Origin of the sequence: Pedobacter sp. Bi27 (assembly GCF_918698255.1) — a bacterium.
Classification (GTDB): Bacteria; Bacteroidota; Bacteroidia; order Sphingobacteriales; family Sphingobacteriaceae; genus Pedobacter.
The window spans coordinates 47,698-70,150 of sequence record NZ_CAKKMW010000012.1; the positions used below are offsets into that span (position 1 = coordinate 47,698).

General features: G+C 43.2%; 14 protein-coding genes. 13 read left to right on the forward strand and 1 reads right to left on the reverse strand.

Going from position 1 to position 22,453, the window contains the following annotated elements; genetic code table 11:
• Positions 1-191: 191 nt before the first annotated feature.
• The 10 genes from LQ227_RS24665 to LQ227_RS24710 all read left to right on the forward strand — a co-directional run bounded on the left by LQ227_RS24665 (position 192) and on the right by LQ227_RS24710 (position 10,505).
• The gene (locus tag LQ227_RS24665) at positions 192-620 is read left to right on the forward strand and encodes a lactate dehydrogenase (protein WP_230146341.1); all 429 of its coding nucleotides are present in this window, start codon (positions 192-194) and stop codon (positions 618-620) included.
• Positions 620-1,966, forward strand: a complete 1,347-nt coding sequence (gene hemN / locus LQ227_RS24670; RefSeq protein ID WP_230151734.1) for an oxygen-independent coproporphyrinogen III oxidase — start codon at positions 620-622, stop codon at positions 1,964-1,966. The genes LQ227_RS24665 and hemN overlap by 1 nt, the downstream gene beginning before the upstream one ends.
• Before the next feature lie 12 nt (positions 1,967-1,978).
• Complete coding sequence (locus LQ227_RS24675; protein WP_230151736.1) at positions 1,979-4,363, forward strand: heavy metal translocating P-type ATPase metal-binding domain-containing protein; 2,385 nt, start codon at positions 1,979-1,981, stop codon at positions 4,361-4,363.
• Positions 4,360-4,539 (forward strand): cbb3-type cytochrome oxidase assembly protein CcoS, encoded by a 180-nt coding sequence (gene ccoS, locus LQ227_RS24680; protein ID WP_029278967.1) that lies wholly within the window; start codon positions 4,360-4,362, stop codon positions 4,537-4,539. Before LQ227_RS24675 ends, ccoS begins: the two co-directional genes overlap by 4 nt.
• A 73-nt stretch (positions 4,540-4,612) precedes the next feature.
• Positions 4,613-6,754: a cytochrome-c oxidase, cbb3-type subunit I gene (gene ccoN / locus LQ227_RS24685; protein ID WP_230146338.1), complete on the forward strand. Its 2,142-nt coding sequence runs from the start codon at positions 4,613-4,615 to the stop codon at positions 6,752-6,754.
• Positions 6,755-6,757: 3 nt separating this feature from the next.
• Entirely contained in the window at positions 6,758-6,940 is a 183-nt protein-coding gene (locus LQ227_RS24690) for a hypothetical protein (protein WP_230146337.1), read from the forward strand.
• Positions 6,927-7,895 carry a cbb3-type cytochrome c oxidase N-terminal domain-containing protein gene (locus LQ227_RS24695; protein ID WP_230151738.1) on the forward strand — a complete coding sequence of 323 codons (969 nt, stop codon included), beginning with the start codon at positions 6,927-6,929 and terminating at the stop codon, positions 7,893-7,895. The genes LQ227_RS24690 and LQ227_RS24695 overlap by 14 nt, the downstream gene beginning before the upstream one ends.
• Complete coding sequence (gene ccoG, locus LQ227_RS24700) at positions 7,879-9,261, forward strand: cytochrome c oxidase accessory protein CcoG (RefSeq protein WP_230151750.1); 1,383 nt, start codon at positions 7,879-7,881, stop codon at positions 9,259-9,261. The genes LQ227_RS24695 and ccoG overlap by 17 nt, the downstream gene beginning before the upstream one ends.
• Before the next feature lie 117 nt (positions 9,262-9,378).
• A complete protein-coding gene (locus LQ227_RS24705; RefSeq protein ID WP_230146334.1) occupies positions 9,379-9,807 on the forward strand; it encodes a FixH family protein in 429 nt (142 codons plus the stop codon).
• A complete protein-coding gene (locus LQ227_RS24710; protein ID WP_230146333.1) occupies positions 9,804-10,505 on the forward strand; it encodes a sulfite exporter TauE/SafE family protein in 702 nt (233 codons plus the stop codon). Before LQ227_RS24705 ends, LQ227_RS24710 begins: the two co-directional genes overlap by 4 nt.
• 185 nt (positions 10,506-10,690) lie before the next feature.
• On the opposite strand, the gene LQ227_RS24715 is transcribed toward LQ227_RS24710, so the two are convergent.
• Entirely contained in the window at positions 10,691-12,244 is a 1,554-nt protein-coding gene (locus LQ227_RS24715; protein ID WP_230151752.1) for a PAS domain-containing sensor histidine kinase, read from the reverse strand.
• Between the two features lie 634 nt (positions 12,245-12,878).
• Between LQ227_RS24715 and LQ227_RS24720 the strand changes: the two genes are divergently transcribed.
• From LQ227_RS24720 to LQ227_RS24730, 3 genes are all read left to right on the forward strand, one after another.
• Positions 12,879-13,625: an AraC family transcriptional regulator gene (locus LQ227_RS24720; protein WP_230146710.1), complete on the forward strand. Its 747-nt coding sequence runs from the start codon at positions 12,879-12,881 to the stop codon at positions 13,623-13,625.
• A 19-nt stretch (positions 13,626-13,644) separates the two neighbouring features.
• Positions 13,645-14,721 carry a helix-turn-helix transcriptional regulator gene (locus LQ227_RS24725; RefSeq protein WP_230146330.1) on the forward strand — a complete coding sequence of 359 codons (1,077 nt, stop codon included), beginning with the start codon at positions 13,645-13,647 and terminating at the stop codon, positions 14,719-14,721.
• 255 nt (positions 14,722-14,976) lie between these two features.
• A partial coding sequence (locus tag LQ227_RS24730) for a tandem-95 repeat protein (protein WP_230151754.1) occupies positions 14,977-22,453 on the forward strand: 7,477 nt, incomplete at its 3' end.

The following is a 22,453-nucleotide window of genomic DNA, read 5'->3' on the forward strand; positions in this document are numbered from 1 at the left end:
AATTGTTTAATCGGTTAATCTACGCTATGCTCCTAGCGCCAAGCTCTGGACTCAAATTGTTTATATCGGTTAATCGACCCCAAACGCCCAACGCCAAACTAAAAAATGTAATAAAAATCATTTTTTTCTCTAAGCATGCTCACCTGTTGCACCTGCCCGGGACCATAGTTTTGTATATATAAACTCTGTATATGAAAGCTATAGCTTACAACATCAAACCCGATGAAAAGGAATGGTTGGTACTGGCCAATTATAAAAAACACGACATTACCATAATTGCGAACAGTTTAACAGTCGATACGCTTTCATTTGCAACCGGAAAGGAGGCCCTCTTGGTTTTTAACAACGATGAGTTAAGTGGGGCGATGATTCTGGGGTTAAAAGCCCTGGGCATAAAATACATTGCCACCTCATCTTCCGAAACAGATCACCTCGATTTAAAAGCTGCGGGTTCTGCCGGAATTAAAATAGCAAATGTTCCTTTGGCATCTGGTGATGCCGATGCTAAACAGCGGATGGAACAGGTGATCAGAAACCTCGATCAATGGGCTGTGGGTAAATGCGTAGGTAGCGCGTGCTGCTGTCAAAACGAATGTTCCACCGTAAAAGCGCTCAAATAATGGAAACTTCTGCATTGCTTAAAAAATACAATGTTGCCACACCAAGGTACACCAGTTATCCAACTGTTCCTTACTGGGATATTGAAAATTTCACTGCAAATGGTTGGTTAGCCAATGTAGCCAACACCTATGAAAGCCATAAAGATGAAGGGATCAGTCTATATATCCACCTTCCATTTTGCGAGAGCCTATGCACCTATTGCGGTTGTAATACCCGGATAACAAAAAATCACGGTGTAGAGGTACCATATATAAAAGCTGTACTGGCAGAATGGAAAATGTATGTAGAAGTTTTGAGGGAGAAACCTAAACTAAAGGAACTGCACCTGGGTGGCGGAACCCCTACTTTTTTTAGTGCAGAAAACCTCAAAATGCTCATCAATGGCATTACGAAGCATGCAATCTTGGCACCAGGTGCAGAATTTTCTTTCGAGGCACATCCTGCCAATACTACTGAACTACATTTAACCACACTTTACAAACTTGGCTTTAGGAGGTTAAGTTTAGGGATACAGGACTTTGATCCAAAAGTTCAGTTCCTGATCAACCGCTTTCAAACGCCCCAACAGGTAGCTGAGGTTACGGCAGAAGCAAAGAAAATCGGTTATACCTCTGTTAATTTTGATCTGATCTATGGCCTTCCAGGGCAAACTGTTAATGGATTAACAGACACCATAAAACAGGTAATCGATATGCGGCCAGACCGGATTGCCTTTTACAGTTATGCGCATGTGCCCTGGTTAAAGCCCGGTCAGAGACATTATAGTGAAGAAGATATTCCAATTGGTGATGAAAAGTTTGCCTTATACCAACTGGGCAGGCAGTTACTGGATGAAGCTGGGTATAAAGACGTTGGTATGGATCATTTCGCGCTAAAAACCGATTCATTGTTCCAGGCGATGGCTGATCTGAAACTCCATCGCAATTTTATGGGCTATACCAATCAGCATACCCGTTTACTTATCGGATTGGGTGTGTCTTCCATCAGCGATAGCTGGACAGCCTTTGCCCAAAACCCAAAAACGGTAGAAAGCTACCTCAATAAAATATCGCAGGCAACATTGCCTGTAGAAAAAGGTCATTTCCTTACAGGCGAAGATCTTGAGGTAAGAAAACATATCCTTAACATGATGTGCAGGGAAAATACAAGCTACAACGAAGGTATTCCCGAGCCTGTGTATGGCAGGCTGTTGCCTTTAGTAAAAGACAAATTGGTATGGGTAACGGAAAAAGAAATCAGGATTACCACCAAAGGGCGATCTTTTTTACGGAACGTGTGTATGGCTTTTGACGAGAAGCTATGGCTCAAACAGCCCAAAACCCAATTGTTCAGCTCATCAATTTAAGTACAGTCTAGAATGGAAGATCAATATAAAACTGCAGCACATACCCTTTGCTATCATTGCGGCGAAGATCTGCCTAAGGTAAAATATCATGCGGAAGATAAAGATTTTTGCTGTGCGGGTTGTATGGCCGTTTTCAAGATCCTTTCAGCGAATAATTTATGTAATTATTATGTGTACAATAACAACCCGGGCAGGCAATTTAAAAATGAAAGCCATTTAGAATATCTGGATGAGCCAAAAATTATCGATCAGCTGCTCGATTATAAACATGAAAGCTCGAGCATCATTACATTTTACATTCCGGCCATTCACTGCAGTTCATGCATCTGGTTGCTGGAACACCTCTATAAAATCAACTCCGCTATATTCAGCTCGAGGATCGATTTTCTTAAAAAACAGGTGACTATAAGTTTCAATCACGACGAAATTTCGTTAAGGAAGCTGGTAGAAACATTAAACCAGATTGGATATGAGCCTTTAATCAGTCTTCAGGATATAGTAAAGGAACACAGCAGTTCGGTAGATAAAGCTTTGGTGTTAAAAATAGCCGTTGCCGGTTTTTTAATGGGCAATGTTATGCTCTTTAGCTTTCCCGAGTATTTTGGTTTATCGGGTTTCGAGCAACAATTTCAATCGCTTTTTGGCTGGCTAAACCTTACGTTCTCTATCCCTGCTGCTTTTTATTGCGGCCGCGATTATTTTACCTCAGCTATAACAAGCCTTAAACACAGGCATATTAACCTCGATACGCCTTTAGCATTAATTATTGCTATACTTTTCCTGCGCACGGCTTTTGAAGTTGTTTTTGGTACAGGCCCGGGTTTTGCCGATACCTTAACCGGTTTGGTGTTTTTGCTTTTAATGGGCAAATGGCTCAAACAGCGCACCTACCATCACATTTCATTTGATCGCGATTACCGTTCCTACTTCCCGATTGCGGTAACTACACTGCTAAACGGCAAAGAAAAACCAGTTGCTATTAACGAAGTCAAGATTGGCGACCGGTTATGGATCAGGAGTGGCGAGCTGGTTCCGGCTGATGCCATTCTAATGAAAGGTGATGCCTGGATGGACATGAGTTTTGTTACCGGTGAGTCTGATCCTGTACATAAAGTTTTGGGTGAGATTATTTATGCCGGTGGCAGACAAACCAGCGAGGCCATAGAGCTTGAAGTAATTAAACCTGTTTCGCAAAGTTATTTAACCGGTTTATGGAACAACGATAATTATAAAAACAATTTCGAAAAACAGAATTTTAACGATAGCGTAGCCAAGTACTTCAGCCTGGGTGTTTTCCTGATTGCATTTGCCGCCACGGGGTATTGGTTACTTCAAAACGATAGCCACAAGGCCTGGTCGGCATTTACTGCTGTAATTATTGTCGCCTGTCCATGCGTGCTGGCTTTGAGCACGCCATTTACCTTATCCGCAATTTTATCGGTTTTTGATAAGAAGGGTTTTTATGTGAAAAATACAGATGCCGTTGAAGAACTTGCCAAATGCGATACCCTGATTTTTGATAAAACAGGTACGCTGACCAGTAATGAAAATGCAGAGATCATCTTTAGCGGAATGATAACCGATGAAGAAAAGATTATTGTTGCCTCATTGTTGCGCAATTCGATACATCCCTTGAGCAGGCATATTATTAAGGCCTTAAATGTTGACCGATTTTATTCGCTCAGCGATTATCAAGAGGTGGTAGGAAAAGGTTTGACGGCCAAAATTAACGGCCAAAGTATCTATGCTGGGCACCTGTCAATGCTGCCGGTCCAAGTAGCATCTGCCGGAGAAAGCGGGGTGCATATTGTGATCGATCATGTATATAAAGGATGTTTTGATATCAGGCAACAGTGGCGGCCAGGGCTGGAACAAATGATTCTAAAACTTTCTCGATTCAATTTGCAGGTTTTATCTGGCGATACCGATAAAGACCGCTGGATGCTGGATGCCATTTTTACTAAAAATACAACCATCAGTTTCCGCCAGAGCCCGCACCAAAAGCTAGATGCAGTTTTAAAGCTTCAGCAGGGTGGAAATAAAGTAATGATGTTGGGTGATGGATTAAACGATGCCGGAGCCCTAAAACAAAGTAATTTTGGAATCGCATTAACGGATAACATCAACAATTTTACGCCCGGCTGCGATGCCATTCTCAAAGGCAGCGCCTTAAATTATCTGCCAGATTTTATCCAGTTAAGTAAAGACGGGCTGAAGATCATTAAAACAAGCTTCGCAATAGCCATCGCGTATAACTGTATTGGTATTTACTTTGCTGTGCAGGGCACACTTTATCCTCTGGTGGCCGCGGTGTTAATGCCCATCAGTACCGTTACCATTATCTCCTTTACCACTTTGGCAACCAGGTGGTTTGCCCGTAAAAATAAACTGATATGAACATCCTTTACTTTTTGGTTGGCTGCAGTGTTTTAATGGCACTCATTTTTTTGGCTGCATTCTTTTGGGCTTATAAAACCGGTCAGAATGATGATGTACATACGCCAGGTATCCGCATGCTCTTCGATGATGAAGTTGTTGCCGAAAAAAGTGAAGAAGATCACTTTTCTAGTTAACCGTTATCACCCTTTATCCACCTACTGCCAGATACCTTTGGCATACAAAACATACAAAAATTCAGCTTCTATTATGCAGTTAGAAAAATTTACTTACGATAACAAGATTGTTCGGAACTTTGGTATTGCCACCCTGGTATGGGGAATTATAGGCATGACAGTTGGCTTGCTTGCAGCCATGCAACTGTTTAAACCCGCAATGAACATGGGCAGTCAGTACACCACCTTTGGCCGCATCAGGCCGCTGCACACCAACGCTGTAATTTTCGCCTTTGTGGGCAATGCCATTTTTATGGGCGTTTATTATTCGCTCCAGCGTTTGTTAAAAGCAAGGATGTTTAGCGATGTGCTGAGCAAAATTCATTTTTGGGGCTGGCAGCTGATCATTTTATCGGCAGTAATTACCCTTCCATTAGGTTTTACAACTTCGCACGAATATGCCGAACTCGAATGGCCGATTGATATTGCCATTACCATCATATGGGTGGTATTCGGAGTAAATATGTTCGGTACCATTTTCAAAAGAAGAGAACGCCATTTGTATGTGGCCATATGGTTTTACATTGCCACTTTCGTTACCATAGCCGTATTGCACATCGTAAACTCTTTTGAGCTGCCCATTTCTTTCATGAAAAGTTATTATGTGTATGCAGGTGTTCAGGATGCGCTGGTACAATGGTGGTACGGGCATAATGCGGTGGCATTTTTTCTAACTACGCCTTATCTGGGCATGATGTATTATTTCTTGCCGAAGATGGCCGGAAGACCCGTTTACTCTTATAAATTAAGTATCCTGCATTTTTGGTCGCTCATTTTTATTTACATCTGGGCGGGCCCGCACCATTTATTATATACTTCATTGCCCGGTTGGGCACAATCATTAGGTGTTGCCTTTTCGATCATGCTAATTGCGCCAAGCTGGGGCGGTATGATTAATGGTTTGTTAACCTTGCGCGGCGCCTGGGATAAGGTAAGGGAAGATGTAACCCTTAAATTTATGGTGGTTGCCCTTACCGCTTATGGCATGGCCACCTTCGAAGGTCCGTTATTATCTTTAAAACAGATTAATGGGGTAGCACATTTTACCGATTGGATTGTAGCACACGTACACGTTGGTGCTTTGGGCTGGAACGGTTTTTTAACTTTTGGTGTACTGTACTGGTTAATTCCGCGTATTTACAAAACAGAATTATACTCTAAAAAGCTTGCCGGTTTCCACTTTTGGATAGGTACTTTGGGGATCCTTTTTTATGCCGTGCCGATGTATTGGGCAGGTTTTACGCAGGGGCTGATGTGGAAAGAGTTTACGCCCGAAGGTTTATTAAAGTACCCGAATTTCCTAGCCACCACACTGCAGATTATCCCGATGCATGTTTTACGTTCAATTGGTGGTGCACTGTATTTAATAGGGGTAATTGCCATGACTTATAACCTGGCCAAAACCATGGTGGGCGCTAAATTGCTTGCCAACGAACCTGCTGAGGCCATGCCTTTAACCAAAATTATTATTGAAACCTCTCCCGCAGATAAAGCCTGGCACAGGGTTCTGGAACGTAAGCCAATGAAATTTATGGTGCTCTCGCTCATCATTATCCTTATTGGGGGGATGGTAGAAATGATGCCCACTTTTACCATTCAATCCAATGTTCCAACTATAGCGAGCGTAAAACCTTATTCAGCACTCGAACTTCAGGGAAGAGATCTGTACATCCGAGAAGGTTGCGTAAACTGCCATTCGCAAACGGTAAGACCTTTCCGCTCAGAAACAGAGCGATATGGAGAATATAGTAAAGCCGGAGAGTTTGTTTACGATCACCCGTTTTTATGGGGCAGTAAACGTACCGGGCCTGATCTTCATCGCATAGGCGGGAAATATTCTGATGCCTGGCATTACAATCACCTGGTCGATCCTACTTCAATGTCGCCGGGAAGTATTATGCCGCCTTACGCCTGGCTCATCGAACAAAAACTGGATATTACAACTACAGCCAGCAAGATCAGGGCCATGCAAACATTGGGCGTTCCTTATCCTGATGGTTATGATAAACGTGCCAACGATGATTTAAAAGCTCAGGCCGAAAAGATTACACTCGACCTAAAACAGAATAACATTAAGGTTAAAAGCGACAGGGAAATAGTAGCCATTATTGCTTACCTGCAACGTTTAGGTACCGATATCAAAGCCAATAAAGAAACCATTCCTTCAAATCAATAAAATATGTTCAACCAGATCAAAGATTTAGCCGGTGGCGAATTATACCTCATCGCCTCACTGCTCATGTTCATGGTGTTTTTTGTAATCGTGGGTATTTACCTGCTCAAACTAAATAAAAAACATATAGAAGTGATGAGCCAGCTTCCCATTCAAGACAATCAACCTAATGCATATGAAGAAGATTAAACTATTGTTATTATTCCTGTTCATCTCAATTACAGCCTTTGCTGCGGATGAGAAAGCCGCAGAAACCGTAACACCTGCTCAGGCAGGCTTGGGGCTAAACCAGTCGGAAATACTGATTATAATCCTCTTGCTTTTTGCAGTTGTGCTTCTTGTTGTTTCAGTAACCCTGTTAAATGCATTCAAGGTAATGTATCAGGAGCAGTTAAATCCTACACCATACACCAAGCCGGTAAAAGAGCCGGTTTTGGATTACGATAGCTGGTTAAAGCAACAGCCTGTTAAACCTTCAATATGGACAAAGCTTTTAAGCTTAAGGCCCATTGAAGAGGAAAAGGATCTGGTAATCGATCATGCTTACGATGGCATTAAAGAGCTTAACAACCCAGTGCCGGCCTGGTTTAACTTCCTTTTCTATGGTACCATGATTTTTGCTGCGGCATATCTTTTTTATTACCACATTGGTGGTTATGGAGACCTGCAGGATCAAGAATACGAAAATGAAATGGCCAGGGCGAAGATAGAAAAAACAGCCTACCTCGAAAAATCGGCCAATACCATTGATGAAAACTCGGTGAAGTTTGATAATACACCAACAGTGCTGGAAGAAGGCAAAACTGTTTTCACTACAAACTGCGTGGTTTGTCATGGCGATAAAGGTCAGGGCATCATCGGGCCAAATTTAACCGACGAATACTGGTTACATGGTGGAAGCATTAATAATGTATTCAAAACCATTAAATATGGTATTCCTGAAAAGGGGATGATCAGTTGGGAGAAAAACTTAAATCCAAAACAGATCAGTGCAGTTACCAATTTTATTCTGTCGCTAAAAGGAAGTAATCCTGCAGGAGCCAAAGCTCCACAGGGTGAAAAATACGAAGCTAAAAATACAAAAGACAATGATGTGAAAGCAGCAACAGACAGTGTAAACCAAGCCAATGTTACCAAAAAATAAAAAAGAAAATAAAGGCAGGGGCAGAAACTATATCTATCCTAAACAGCCATCGGGCAGGTTATATACCTACCGGAAATGGGTAAGTTATGTGCTGCTGCTGTTTTTATTCTCTTGCCCGTTTTTAAAACTTAATGGTGAGCAACTGGTACTGCTCAATTTTATAGAAAGAAAATTTGTATTCTTTGGATTGATTTTTACTCCGCAGGATTTTTACCTCTTTGCCCTTGCAATGCTCATTTTTATCATGTTCATTGTGTGCTTTACGGTAGTGTTGGGCAGGTTGTGGTGCGGATGGGCCTGCCCGCAGACAATTTTTATGGAAATGGTTTTCCGTAGGATTGAATACTGGATCGAAGGAGATGCCAACAAACAAAAGAAACTAGACGAAGCAGGTTGGACCGCGGTGAAAATATTCAAAAAAGGCAGTAAACATTTCATCTTTCTGGTGATTTCTTTTGCCATTGCGAATACTTTTCTTGCTTATATGATCGGTTCTGATGTACTCTTTAACATTATAACGGAGCCCATCTCAGGCCATATTTCTGGCTTTGTATCCATCTGGCTGTTTACATTTATTTTCTATGGGGTATTTACCTATGTACGCGAAGTGGTGTGTACGGTAATCTGTCCGTACGGCAGGTTACAGGGCGTTTTGTTAGATAACCAAAGTTTGGTAGTAGCCTATGATTTTACCAGAGGCGAACCACGTGGGCATCTTCAAAAAAATGCTAATGAGTTAACAGCCGGCGACTGTATAGATTGTGGACTTTGCGTGCAGGTTTGCCCCACGGGTATCGATATTCGCGAAGGTACGCAGCTCGAATGTGTAAACTGTACGGCCTGTATCGATTCATGTAACGAGGTAATGCTTAAAATAAACAGGCCCAAAAATCTGATCGGTTTTTTTAATCAGGATTTTATTAAGGAACGTAAACCCTATAAAATTGGTTTGAAATCTTACGGTTACGCTGCGGTACTGTTTGTGGTAATGATGGTTTTTTCTTCACTGATCTATAAAAGAGAAGATATCCAGACTACGGTATTAAGGGCAAGTGGTACTTTATACCAGAGTAGGGGAGCAGATAAAACGAGCAATCTTTATAATGCGGAGCTGATCAACAAAACCAATAAGGCGGTAAAGTTTACTTTCAGATCGAAGGAAAAGGGAGACGAAATTAATTTCATCCAAAAAGCTGATGTTTTACCAAAAGAAGGTTCGGTACACCTTACTTTTTTTCTGATCAGGAAAAATAATGCCATTAAAAAATATAAAACCGATGCTGTTTTCGAAATTATTGCCAATGGAAAAGTTTTAAGCACGGCAACTACAAGTTTTTTCGCACAACCGGAAGGGATTGAGGATTGAATTAGAGAATGATTGAGTGAGAGAATGAGTGAATGATTGAATTTTGAATGATGAATGTGGAGTTATCGTTGCCATTCACTCATTCAAAATTCACTCATTCAAAATTAAACAAGAGATATGAACTGGGGAACAAAAATAGTGTTGGGCATGATTGTATTCATGATGTTTATTGTGGGGATGGTTATTTACATGTTCCATGTACATGGAAGAGATGCCCTGATAGAAGAGAATTATTACGAAAAGGGAATCAATTATAATGCAGAATACAAGGCCAAAGTGAACGTTATAGACGATAATGCCAGTCCCAAAATTACCATTACAAAAACTCAGATTATCATTCAGGTAAAAGATAGTGCAAAATACGATCTTGTTTTAATGCGGCCTGCCAATAGCAACGATGATGTTAAGTTAAAGGGACAGACCTCAGGAACAGCGAATCTTATTCTGGTTGATAAAACTAAAATGCCCAAGGGAATGTGGTTTTTAAACCTCCAGTGGCACTCCTCAGGAAAAGATTATCTGTTTAAAAATAACATTACCCTATGATGGATTTTTTACCATTGGCATTTTTGATGGGGCTTTTCGGAAGCCTTCATTGCGCCGTAATGTGCGGGCCAATTATGCTGGGTATGCCATTCACGAAGCAGAATTTCTTGCAAAGTGGATTTCAGCTTTTGTTGTACCAATTTGGCAGAATTGCCGTGTACACTGTGTTAGGATTGTTGGTGGGTGCTTTAGGGAGCAGTATCCGCATTTTTAGCGATCAGAAAATGCTGAGTATCTTAATCGGTTCGATACTGATTTTATTTACAGCGCTACAGTTTAACGCTGCTTATAGAAATAGGTTTTCAAAGCTTCAGTTAAAGGCGCTCAATCCGCTGAGCAGACTTATGGGAAAAGTATTCAATTTGCCATTGTGGGGATTGTTTGTCGGAATGCTTAATGGCATCATCCCCTGCGGGATGGTTTATCTGGCACTTGCAACTGCGTTAAATACTGGTAGTATTAAATCTGGTGGTACTTTTATGTTCCTCTTTGGATTGGGTACCGCCCCACTGATGCTCATGATTTCGTTAGGCGGGATTTTCCTCAAGAAATACATCCGCTTTAATACCAATAAACTTATTCCCTGGTTTATGTTTTTTATGGGGGCATTGCTCATACTGCGTTCGGCCGATCTGGGTATTCCCTTCATATCACCTAAAACTACTGGTACCTACGGGCATACCGTAAATTGTCGATAAAATACTTCTGGATGAAGCCCCTTAGCGTTTTTCCTATCGAGGTAACTCAATTATATGCTTGGAAATAATTATTCTGCATATATAGTATTGATCCATTGCTGGTCAGAAAGTCGGGGTTGAATAACTATAAAGCCGCAGATCATTGATTTAAATTTTTTAGTATCTTTTAGTGATTTCAATGGATCTTAAATGTCTACGTCTGGTTGGAAAGTTGATTTTTCTTCCAGCCATTTCAGCCCTTCCTCTGCCTGTGTGAAAAATACGATTTCAGAATGCTTTTCCTCATTTTCTACACTCTTCTGCGCCGATAGTTGGCTGAATGCGCTTTCTGACAATATCCAGGCGAAAAATTTTAAGCCCGCGAGCTCCATCAAAGGCAACCAGATGTTGGCAGCCCAGTCTGATGCTTCAGACCACGTTCCGGGAACCAGTCGGTTGTCATTAAATACCTTGCTCCGCCTATTTTCCTTTAAATACTCAATCATAAGGGAGCCTCCGCGTTTGACGGTATTCATATCCTGGTACCCTGTCCATTCCACATACATGATATCACTTCCCACCGGACAGGTTATGCTCAGGTGCTTATCCCTGTAATAGCTTTTAGTGCGTATATCCGGATCTGCCGAACCGCTGCTGATCAAAGGTAATTTGAAGGAAAACGTAGCGCCATTACCAAACGAGCTTTCTATCCAGAAGCTTCCTCCATGACGTTTTATAATATCAGCGGAAATATAAAGGCCAAGTCCAAGCCCGTTAAACCGAGTAGAAGAATTGTCGGCCCTGTAGTAGCGTTCGAATAACTGCTTAAGGTGTTTAGCCTTTATCCCGATGCCATAATCTTTGACCGATACGATGATGTTCTCATCAATTATCCGGGCGCTGATTTCAACCGTTTTGGCATCAGGAGAATATTTCACTGCATTGGAAATAAAATTATGGACAACCTGCTCCAGTCTGAACTGGTCACCGGTAAAGCTAATATTGTTTTCGGCCACTAATAGTAACTGATGGGAAGGATAGATTTGACGCATTTCCGCAACAACATCAGTAAGCATATTTGAGAAATTAAACGTTTTTGAGTCAAAGATCATTTTTCCCGCATTGATCTTACTTACGTCAAGCAGATCTGCAATCAATTTTTCCAGGCGGGTGAGCTGCCCGGCTGATCGCTCCAGATAGGTTTTTATTTTTCCTTCTCCAACCATTCGCAAGAGCAGCTGGTGAAACCCCTTACTTGTAGTTAGCGGAGTTTTTAATTCGTGGCTTGCTATAGAGATAAATTCATCTTTTCTCGCCTCACTGGTTTTCTGTAAGTGGATATTTGTATTGGTGCCCACCCAGATATCTGATTTACCTTCCTGTCTTACTAGTCTGGCGATCGCTAGATGCCAGTAATAATTACCATCAGAAAAAAGAAGACGGAACTCGTTTGTATATTCCTTGCCGCTTTCAAGTGACGCCTTCCACGAGTTGATGCTTGTTGCCAAATCATCTTTGTGCACAAACGCAGTCCAGCCATAAGCTAAAACCGTTTCTCTGGATTGACCAAAATCACGGCAAACGGTATCATTTACATAATTGATTTCTCCGGATGTATCCGCTGTCCAGATCTGTTGTGGGATCGCATTGAGCAATAGTGTTGACGACGGTTGGTTTAGGCCAGTCTCTGAATCCCGGTTTTTTGCGTTTGGGCTTTTGTTTGAGCCCTCTTGATTTGCATTGCTATTTTGCGGATTCATGTTCAAATTGTAATGTTACCATTGCTAACGGATGACCATACCCTAATCTCGATATAATTTTTGTCTAAAGTACCAAAAACCAAACTAGCCAAGCAAAAAAAAGTTTGCCAAAATTGTAATTATTGGATGTCTATTTTTATATTAATCTGTATAGTCGATATGCTTTTACCTGGTTTAATTTACCTGTATTGCTTAGAAATGTGCAACAATTTTTTGTGATGATGTTGTTGTCTTTCAGTATTTTTAGGCGTTTTTAATTAAATATTGTTAATAAGGAGAAATGTAAGTAAATTCGTCCGATAATATCAAATAAGTCGTCGTTACCTAATTATTTTCTTAACTATTAGCTGTGTCCGTTGATAAAAGCCCTGATCTATGGTCTGTAGGGAATAAGCAAAAAATCCAGTGGTTGGAAACCTCCAGCGACAAATTTATATATTTCATTATAGCTATTTTCGTGGTAGCACTTGTTCATCTGGTGTTAATTCAACTCGAATCTGGATTACCGGTAGCAGTTTTATATGGCCCTTTGGCATGTTGTGCCTATCTCAGTCTGCAGAAAAAGCCTGCGTTCACCATCTTTTTTGTATTAAATATTATATTTTTTGCATTATTGAGTTTAATATACCTGTGTTTGAAGACACCATGGGCGATGTTGAATCTGAAAAGAGACTATCTTGATTATTATTACCTGTTTTATTTTTTGGCGATGATCATCTCGATGGCTGGACATAGTATTTTTCCACTCATTACACTGACAAAAAAGGAGAAGGTTGCCAGAGACGAAATGTTTTTGATGAATTTCTTCTATTTTAGCATTTTTATTTCAATATTAATAGTTTTCATTCTCATCCGCCAGTTTGTATTTCCAAAGATTTTGAATGGATTTGATGTAAATCTGCTCATCAATTTGTTGCTGTTCATGGGTTGGCTGATGATCGGCAACTTCATCAGGACCCACATCAGGGATGGAGGTTTGAATTTGAAGCTGCACGAAACGGTTACACCAGTTGATTTTTTCGGTCATGAAACCGGTGAGAAGAATGTCTACTTTGAAAAAGTTAATGCCGTGTTATCCAATGCTGATCTCTTTTGTGATCCGGAGTTCTCACTTGCAGTGCTTGCCGATGAAACGGGCATTCCCCGGTTTCAGCTAACCAACGTTTTGAAGGTTTTTTATGATAAGAATTTTTATCAGCTATTGGCAGAGCTCCGTATTCAACATGCCAAAGTAAAACTTGAAGCAGATTTGGATTTAAAGATAGAAATACTCAGCTATGAATGTGGGTTTAAGTCGAAAAGTGCATTTAACAAATACTTTAAGGAGATTGTAGGGGTGACTCCAAAAGAGTATAGGAGTTCGGTTAAACAAAATGTGTAGGTAGCAATCTGCTGAAATCATGAATATACTTTTATCGCTTATATTTTTGCTTGCGCTTGCTTCATTAATCCTGATCCACAGGCTGGGTGCCAAGGAGAGTTTTCTTAAAGTACTGCAGGTTTACCATTTCTACTCTATCAGTCATGTTTGCTATACGGCGATAGCCATTAATTTTTTCGGCGATATCCGGTTTGTAGATGCAGGTGCACCATTTGCCCTGGGTTATGGCCCGTTGTTATACCATGGGATTATTACCTCAATAAGGGAGATGGATAAAAAAATGCGAAAACGCATCCTTTTTCATCTCATGCCTATCCCTATCTTCTGGATTGCGTTCATTGTATTGTTGTCTGACCCCTTATTAAGGGAGCAGTTTCGGTGGAAATACTATTTTGTTCTTGGAATATGCCAGGGCCTCTCTCTCTTGAGTTACGGAGGCTGGGCCATTTATTCTACAAGTTCAAAAAAAACAGTAGCTCAATTAGGGGACAGGAGCAGGATGATCAATGTTGCCTCTATACTGGTCCTGTTTATGGCGTCTTTTGGCGTTGTAGTAATGGTTTCGCGCATACTACCGCATAAATCCATGCCTCCTACCATCGGTCTTTACATCATCTATGGCTTTTTGCTTAGTGCGCAGTTGTCAGTTGCAAGGTATCTTTACAAAAGAATAAAAGGAATTACAAAAGCTGAGGGCAACTCAGCAGAGCAGGTCGCGTTACAGAAGGCTGAACCAGCTTACGAAAAATCCGGCATTCCGACAGAATTATTGGCCGAATACAACCTGCGTTTACAAAACCTAATTACCGAAAACCACATCCACCTTGATAGTTCGCTTTCGATCGAAAAAGTAGCGGGCTTATTGGGAATTTCGGCCCACTATACCAGCCAGCTGTTTAGCAGAATTCATAACGAAAGTTTTATCAACTATATTAATAAGTTACGCATCGATCATGCTTGTTTTTTACTGACGAATGATGAAATAAAGAGTATTGACGAGATCATATTCGAGTGTGGTTTTGGATCGAAAGCAACTTTCAACCGTGTCTTTAAAAATCTGAAAGGCTGTACCCCCTCTCAATTTCGGAACAATTAAAACGAAATAAACCTTTAGGTTGATTTTTTGTAGTATTGCGTGTACAAAATTCGTGAATCTTGTGCATCCCAATGAATTGATACTTAATTTCTGCGATCACAACGCATATTTGCGGCCACTTACGGGTACATACTGAGAAACGTTTTTTTATCAGAATGTACTATGAAGGTTAACGGCAATCATGATGTTCTCTGAAAATTAACGCTTTCAAGGCTTCCATTATTGTCCGTTCGGACAAACGAAATATCACTTTATATGAATACACCTTTACCAAAAAAGATAGCGGCAGCTATTAATTGGGTATGCTTTATTGCGCCGTGCTTTAAACGTTCGGCCTTCGTGAAAATGGCGATGCTGCTAATGCTCTTTGCTTTTTCAAAACTCGACGCTTTTGCGGATGGAAGTAGAGACCTTTATCCTTCCACCGCTTCTGGAGGTAGGGCAAAGCTGCGGTCCAGTACAGTGTCTTCGGCCTCCTATCCATTCCCTGGTCTCAATGCGCATTTTACCTACGCCAAAGCAGGGGAACTGATTACCATGGCCAGTAGTGAGATGGGTACAGGAAGTGCAGCGATCAGATTAACGGCACCTGATGGTACAGTAAGCAATTTTACCGGCAATACAAACGGATTAATTACCAATAGAACTGCCGAACTTGCAGGACCGAGGTTGCCTGGGGTGGCCGGAGGGAATTTTTATACACCTGTTTACTACACCGTTCCAAATGGTGGGACTGGAGTTTATAAAGTAGAATTTATTGCTGGGGGTGGTGTAAATAATAGCACTACTAACGGAAGGCAAGACATTGCAGCAACTGCAGCCTGGGCAAATAATGGCATTAATTCACCCCTCATTTCAGCATGGGACGTATCCGTTTTTTCATCAAATACCGCGACAGCAACCTATATACCAGGTAGGGTGTATACCAACATCCTTACCCTGGATATCAATGTGGGAACTTCCTTTCCTGCCAATCGGAACTTTTTCGGCGTGATGTATGTGCTTACCAAAGATGGTTATACGTATCGAACCAACAATAACGGGAATAATGGAATCAGTTTTACATTTTTTGTCAATAACAAAGGCTTGGTGGATGCTTCCGATCAGCCTAAATATAAAAGTGTAAATACAACGACCGGAATTGCGTCCCAGATACAGGATCCCCGTATAGCGGACACGCAATCTTCGATTACCCACAAAATGTTTTATACTTTGCCTTCCAACGACCTTCCCGTTTCTGCACCAGGAGCTGTGCCCGGTGGATCGACCTGGCTGAAAAATGCAAGGCTAAATCCAGAAGTAACTAATCTGGACATTATCGGTACAGACGGAACAGTAGGACAGGTGAGTAATAAAGGTGGAAAAGTGGTTTTTACCGCTAATCTTGCCGGTCGGTACAGTATTAAAATCATCAGTAAAAAGTCTGCAGGAGATCCTTTGTACTTCCCAACAAGAACGCTGACAGGGACGGCATTAGCTGGCCCTAACTCAGTGGAATGGGATGGAAAGGATGGGGCGGGAGTAGCACTCCCCAATGGTTCGATTCCGGCAACCCTGACCGTCCAGTTACAGGGAGCGGAAGTTCACTTTCCCTATTTTGATATGGAGGTTAATCCTAATGGATTAATCTTAGACTTGCTTACAGCAGATAATTTATCAGTACAATCGAATATTGTTTACTGGAACGATGCCGATATTCCTGTAAGGGATGTTGCTTCGAATCCGATAAATGCCAGCCAAACGGCTATTCCATCGGGAACCTCCAGTACAACCAATGGCCATAAATGGGGCGCTGTTAATAGCCCTACTTCAAATACATTTGGAGACAATATGTCAATGGACACCTGGACGTTCGTTTTGGGTGCTGAGGAAACACTAGACCTTCAAGTAGAGGTGAAAACTGCTGATCTTGAAGTAGTGGGCATCACACCATCTGCATCTACCATTGCAGCCAATGGAACGATCAGTTATACCGTTGTTGCCAGGAACAACGGACCGAGTGATGTAACCGGTGCACCGTTCGCATTTAATGTCCCTACTGGCTATGAAATCACAGGAGTTGTGCCGTCAAGCGCATGCGCAACTGAATCTTCCAATGCGATTTCTGCCGACAAATTAAAATATAACTCAAACCTTACCTTGGCGAACGGCTGCTCGATCAGTTACGTAATCACGGTGAAGGCCATACCATCGGTAGTTGCAGGCTCGGTGCTGAATGTCGGCGCAACGATTCTGCGTCCGAACGACGTAACGGACCCTGATGCAACCAATACGCTCGCCAATGTACCTCCAACTGATCCGCAGTTTGAATGTACCAATAACGGAAAGGGTGGATCATGTAACAATATCAAAGCTAATACAACAGTTCAGGTCGTTAATACTCCTCCGGTAGCATCTCCCGATCAGGGAACTATTATTGAGGATGGTACGCTCAATGTCCCTGTTGGAAGCGGGCTGCTGTCAAACGATACTGATATCGATGGCAATATCCTCGCAGTTACCAAGTTCACCATTGGTACTACAGATTATCCGTTAAATACTGCTACGGTTATTCCTGGAGTTGGAACGATAACAATAAATGGAAATGGTAGCTACATTTTTCAGCCAGTAGCTGACTTTAATGGTGCGGTTCCCGTAATCAGTTACAGTATTACTGATGGTAATGGTGGCATTAGCACCAGTACCCTTTCAATCACGGTTACTCCGGTAAACGATGTTCCTGTCGTTGCCGCGATCAGCAAGAGCGGAGTGGAAGATAGCCCGATACCTTTTGCCGCTATAGACTTTACCTCGAAATTTACAGACAAGGATAACAACCCGTTAACCAAGATCCGCATAGTCGATCTTCCATTGAACGGTACCCTGCAGCTCAACGGCGTTGCCATTACGGTAGGTCAGGAGATTATTGCAGCGGATCTGGATAAGATCACTTTTGTTCCCAATGCAGACTGGAACGGTTCGACCAGTTTTAACTGGAACGGCAGCGACGGTACGGCTTATGCAGTTTCGAACGCGCCTGTAAACATCACGGTTACTCCGGTAAACGATGTTCCGGTTGTTGCAGCGATCAGCAAGAGCGGTGTGGAAGATAGCCCGATACCTTTTGCCGCTATAGACTTTACCTCAAAATTTACGGACAAGGATAACAACCCGTTAACCAAGATCCGCATAGTCGATCTTCCGTTGAACGGTACCCTGCAGCTTAACGGCATTGCCATCACAGCGAGCCAGGAGATCATCGCAGCGGATCTGGACAAGATCACTTTTGTTCCGAATGCAGACTGGAACGGTTCGACCAGTTTCAACTGGAACGGTAGCGACGGTACAGCTTATGCAGTTTCGAACGCACCTGTGAACATCACGGTTACTCCGGTAAACGATGTTCCTGTTGTTGCCGCGATCAGCAAGAGCGGTGTGGAAGATAGCCCGATACCTTTTGCCGCTATAGACTTTACCTCGAAATTTACAGACAAGGATAACAACCCGTTAACCAAAATCCGGATTGTTGATCTTCCATTGAACGGTGCCCTTCAGCTTAATGGCGTTGCCATTACGGTAGGCCAGGAGATTATCGCAGCGGATCTGGACAAGATCACTTTTGTTCCGAATGCAGACTGGAACGGCTCGACCAGTTTCAACTGGAACGGCAGCGACGGTACGGTTTATGCTGTTTCGAACGCACCTGTAAACATCACGGTTACTCCGGTAAACGATGTTCCGGTTGTTGCAGCGATCAGCAAAAGCGGAGCGGAAGATAGCCCGATACCTTTTGCCGCTGCAGATTTTACCTCAAAATTTACAGACAAGGATAACAACCCGTTAACCAAGATCCGCATAGTCGATCTTCCGTTGAACGGTACCCTGCAGCTTAACGGCGTTGCCATCACGGCAGGCCAGGAGATCATCGCAGCGGATCTGGACAAGATCACTTTTGTTCCCAATGCAGACTGGAACGGTTCGACCACTTTCAACTGGAACGGTAGCGACGGTACGGCTTATGCAGTTTCGAACGCACCTGTAAACATCACGGTTACCCCGGTAAACGACGTTCCTGTTGTTGCCGCGATCAGCAAGAGCGGTGTGGAAGATACCCCGATACCTTTTGCCGCTATAGACTTTACCTCGAAATTTACAGACAAGGATAACAACCCGTTAACCAAGATCCGCATAGTCGATCTTCCGTTGAACGGTACCCTGCAGCTTAACGGCGTTGCCATTACGGTAGGTCAGGAGATCAATGCAGCGGATCTTGACAAAATTACTTTTGTTCCGAATGCAGACTGGAACGGTTCGACCAGTTTCAACTGGAACGGCAGCGACGGTACGGCATATGCAGTTTCGAATGCGCCTGTAAACATCACGGTTACTCCGGTAAACGATGTTCCTGTTGTTGCCGCGATCAGCAAGAGCGGAGCGGAAGATAGCCCGATACCTTTTGCCGCTGTAGATTTTACCTCAAAATTTACCGACAAGGATAACAACCCGTTAACCAAGATCCGCATTGTTGATCTTCCGTTGAACGGTACCCTGCAGCTTAACGGCGTTGCCATTACGGTAGGTCAGGAGATTATTGCAGCAGATTTGGACAAGATTACTTTTGTTCCGAATGCAGACTGGAACGGTTCGACCAGTTTCAACTGGAACGGTAGCGACGGTACGGCTTATGCAGTTTCGAACGCACCTGTAAACATCACGGTTACCCCGGTAAACGACGTTCCTGTTGTTGCCGCGATCAGCAAGAGCGGTGTGGAAGATACCCCGATACCTTTTGCCGCTATAGACTTTACCTCGAAATTTACAGACAAGGATAACAACCCGTTAACCAAGATCCGCATTGTTGATCTTCCATTGAACGGTACCCTGCAGCTTAACGGCATTGCCATCACGGTAGGTCAGGAGATTATTGCAGCGGATCTGGACAAGATCACTTTTGTTCCAAATGCAGACTGGAACGGCTCGACCAGTTTCAACTGGAACGGCAGCGACGGTACGGCTTATGCAGTTTCGAACGCACCTGTGAACATCACCGTTACTCCGGTAAACGATGTTCCTGTTGCCGTAGCCAATACCAATACGACGCTAGAAGATACTAACTTAAATGTTGCAGATGGTGCGACAGGAGTTGCAGGAGATATCCTAATAAATGATACAGATGTTGAAGGAAACACCCTAACTGTAACGAATTACAGCATATTCGGTGTAGGAGGTACGCAGATTGTTGGTACTCCGGTTGTCATCACCGGCGTTGGTACAATAACCATCAATGCTGATGGAAGTTATGCCTTCCAACCAGCAGTCAATTATAACGGAACTGTTCCTCTGATTACTTATAACATTAGTGATGGAAATGGCGGAAATGCTGCAAGCACACTTGCCATTACCGTAACTCCAGTGAATGACATTCCTTCGTTTACCAAAGGAGCTGATCAGGTAGTTACAATTAATGCACCAGCTCAAACCATAACGCCATGGGCAACAGCAATTAGTAGTGGGCCAGCAAATGAAAGCTCACAGACTTTAAACTTTGTGGTTACCAATGATAAAAACAGTCTATTTACTACGCAACCGAGTATTAGTCCGACTGGTGTTTTAACCTACACCCCAGCTGCTGGCCAGTATGGTAAAACCACAGTTACGGTATACGTGCAAGACAACGGAGGTACAACGAATGGTGGGGTAGATCAATCTGCTACACAAACCTTTGTGATCAGCATTAAGCCTGTTGGTACAACTGATACCGATACTACTCCGATTAATACAGCTACGACCACAATTGTTACTGCGAACGACGGTCCGAGCGGTGTCGGCACTTCCATTATACCTGGAGGTACAAACCCGGGCAACGGAACGATTACCATTAATCCAGACAAATCTATTACCTACACGCCAAACAATGGTTATGTGGGTAACGATACCTATACTTATATTTTAGAAACTCCAGATGGCGTAAAATCTGATCCGATTACCGTTAACATTACGGTTTACAATCCGAAAATTTCATTAGCGAAAGAGGGTAATTACAACGACTTTAATGGAAATGGTAAGGTAGATGCGGGCGATAGAATTAATTACACTTTTGTAGTGACGAATACAGGAACTGTTCCTGTAACAAACATTATTGTAAGCGATGCAAACGCTACGATTTCTAGTGGCCCGATCGCAAGTTTAGCGGTAGGTGCTTCAGACAACAGCACTTTCACCGGTTTCCATACCCTAACACAGGCGGAGATCGATAACGGCGGTGTGTTCAACGTGGCGACCGCTACCGGAAAAGACCCTAAAAATAACAATATCACAACCACTTCGGTAGATCCAACACCATTGTCGCCTACCGATCCTAACTATCCGGTTACACCGCCAACACCTGCATGTCCAAGCTGTACAGTTACACCGATTGTACACACAGGTGCAATGACCTTGGCGAAAGACGGTTCTTACAATGACTTCAACACGAACGGTAAGGTAGATGCGGGCGACCGTATCAACTACACTTTCGTGGTGACCAATACAGGTAACGTAACCTTGACAAATGTGACGGTTACCGATGCCAATGCAACCATTTCTGGCGGTCCGATCGCATCACTTGCGGTAGGTGCTTCAGACAACACTACTTTCACCGGTTTCCATACCCTAACACAGGCGGAGATCGATAACGGCGGTGTGTTCAACGTGGCCACGGCTAGCGGAAAAGATCCGAAGGACAGACCGGTTACGACTACTTCGATAGATCCGACGCCATTGTCGCCGACCGATCCGAACTATCCGGTTACGCCGCCAACACCTGCATGCCCAAGCTGTACGGTTACACCGGTTGTACACACAGGCGCAATGACGCTGGCGAAAGACGGAAGTTATAACGACTTCAACACGAACGGTAAGGTAGATGCGGGCGACCGGGTCAACTACACTTTCGTGGTGACCAATACAGGCAACGTAACCTTGACAAATGTGACGGTTACCGATGCAAACGCTACCATTTCTGGTGGCCCGATCGCAAGTTTAGCGGTAGGTGCTTCAGACAACAGCACTTTTACCGGTTTCCATACGCTTACCCAGGCGGAGATCGATAACGGAGGTGTGTTCAACGTGGCCACGGCTACCGGAAAAGATCCGAAGGACAAACCGGTTACGACCACTTCGGTAGATCCGACACCATTGTCGCCGACCGATCCGAACTATCCGGTTACACCGCCAACACCTGCATGTCCAAGCTGTACAGTTACACCGATTGTACACACAGGTGCAATGACCCTGGCGAAAGACGGTTCTTACAACGATTTCAACACGAACGGCAAGGTAGATGCGGGCGACCGGATCAACTACACTTTCGTGGTGACCAATACAGGTAACGTAACCTTGACAAATGTGACGGTTACCGATGTAAACGCTACGATTTCTGGTGGCCCGATCGCAAGTTTAGCGGTAGGTGCTTCAGACAACAGCACTTTCACTGGTTTCCATACGCTTACCCAGGCGGAGATCGATAACGGAGGCGTGTTCAACGTGGCCGCGGCTACCGGAAAAGATCCGAAAGATAAACCGGTTACGACCACTTCGGTAGATCCGACACCATTGTCGCCGACCGATCCGAACTATCCGGTTACGCCGCCAACACCTGCATGCCCAGGCTGTACGGTTACACCGATTGTACACACAGGCGCAATGACCCTGGCCAAGGACGGTTCTTACAATGACTTCAACACGAACGGTAAGGTAGATGCGGGCGACCGGA

Bases quoted from the DNA above. Each gene is read 5' to 3' on its own strand.
- LQ227_RS24665 (WP_230146341.1), top strand. From the start codon at position 192: ATGAAAGCTATAGCTTACAACATCAAACCCGATGAAAAGGAATGGTTG.
- hemN (WP_230151734.1), top strand. From the start codon at position 620: ATGGAAACTTCTGCATTGCTTAAAAAATACAATGTTGCCACACCAAGG.
- LQ227_RS24675 (WP_230151736.1), top strand. From the start codon at position 1,979: ATGGAAGATCAATATAAAACTGCAGCACATACCCTTTGCTATCATTGC.
- ccoS (WP_029278967.1), top strand. From the start codon at position 4,360: ATGAACATCCTTTACTTTTTGGTTGGCTGCAGTGTTTTAATGGCACTC.
- ccoN (WP_230146338.1), top strand. From the start codon at position 4,613: ATGCAGTTAGAAAAATTTACTTACGATAACAAGATTGTTCGGAACTTT.
- LQ227_RS24690 (WP_230146337.1), top strand. From the start codon at position 6,758: ATGTTCAACCAGATCAAAGATTTAGCCGGTGGCGAATTATACCTCATC.
- LQ227_RS24695 (WP_230151738.1), top strand. From the start codon at position 6,927: ATGAAGAAGATTAAACTATTGTTATTATTCCTGTTCATCTCAATTACA.
- ccoG (WP_230151750.1), top strand. From the start codon at position 7,879: ATGTTACCAAAAAATAAAAAAGAAAATAAAGGCAGGGGCAGAAACTAT.
- LQ227_RS24705 (WP_230146334.1), top strand. From the start codon at position 9,379: ATGAACTGGGGAACAAAAATAGTGTTGGGCATGATTGTATTCATGATG.
- LQ227_RS24710 (WP_230146333.1), top strand. From the start codon at position 9,804: ATGATGGATTTTTTACCATTGGCATTTTTGATGGGGCTTTTCGGAAGC.
- LQ227_RS24715 (WP_230151752.1), bottom strand. From the start codon at position 12,244: ATGAATCCGCAAAATAGCAATGCAAATCAAGAGGGCTCAAACAAAAGC.
- LQ227_RS24725 (WP_230146330.1), top strand. From the start codon at position 13,645: ATGAATATACTTTTATCGCTTATATTTTTGCTTGCGCTTGCTTCATTA.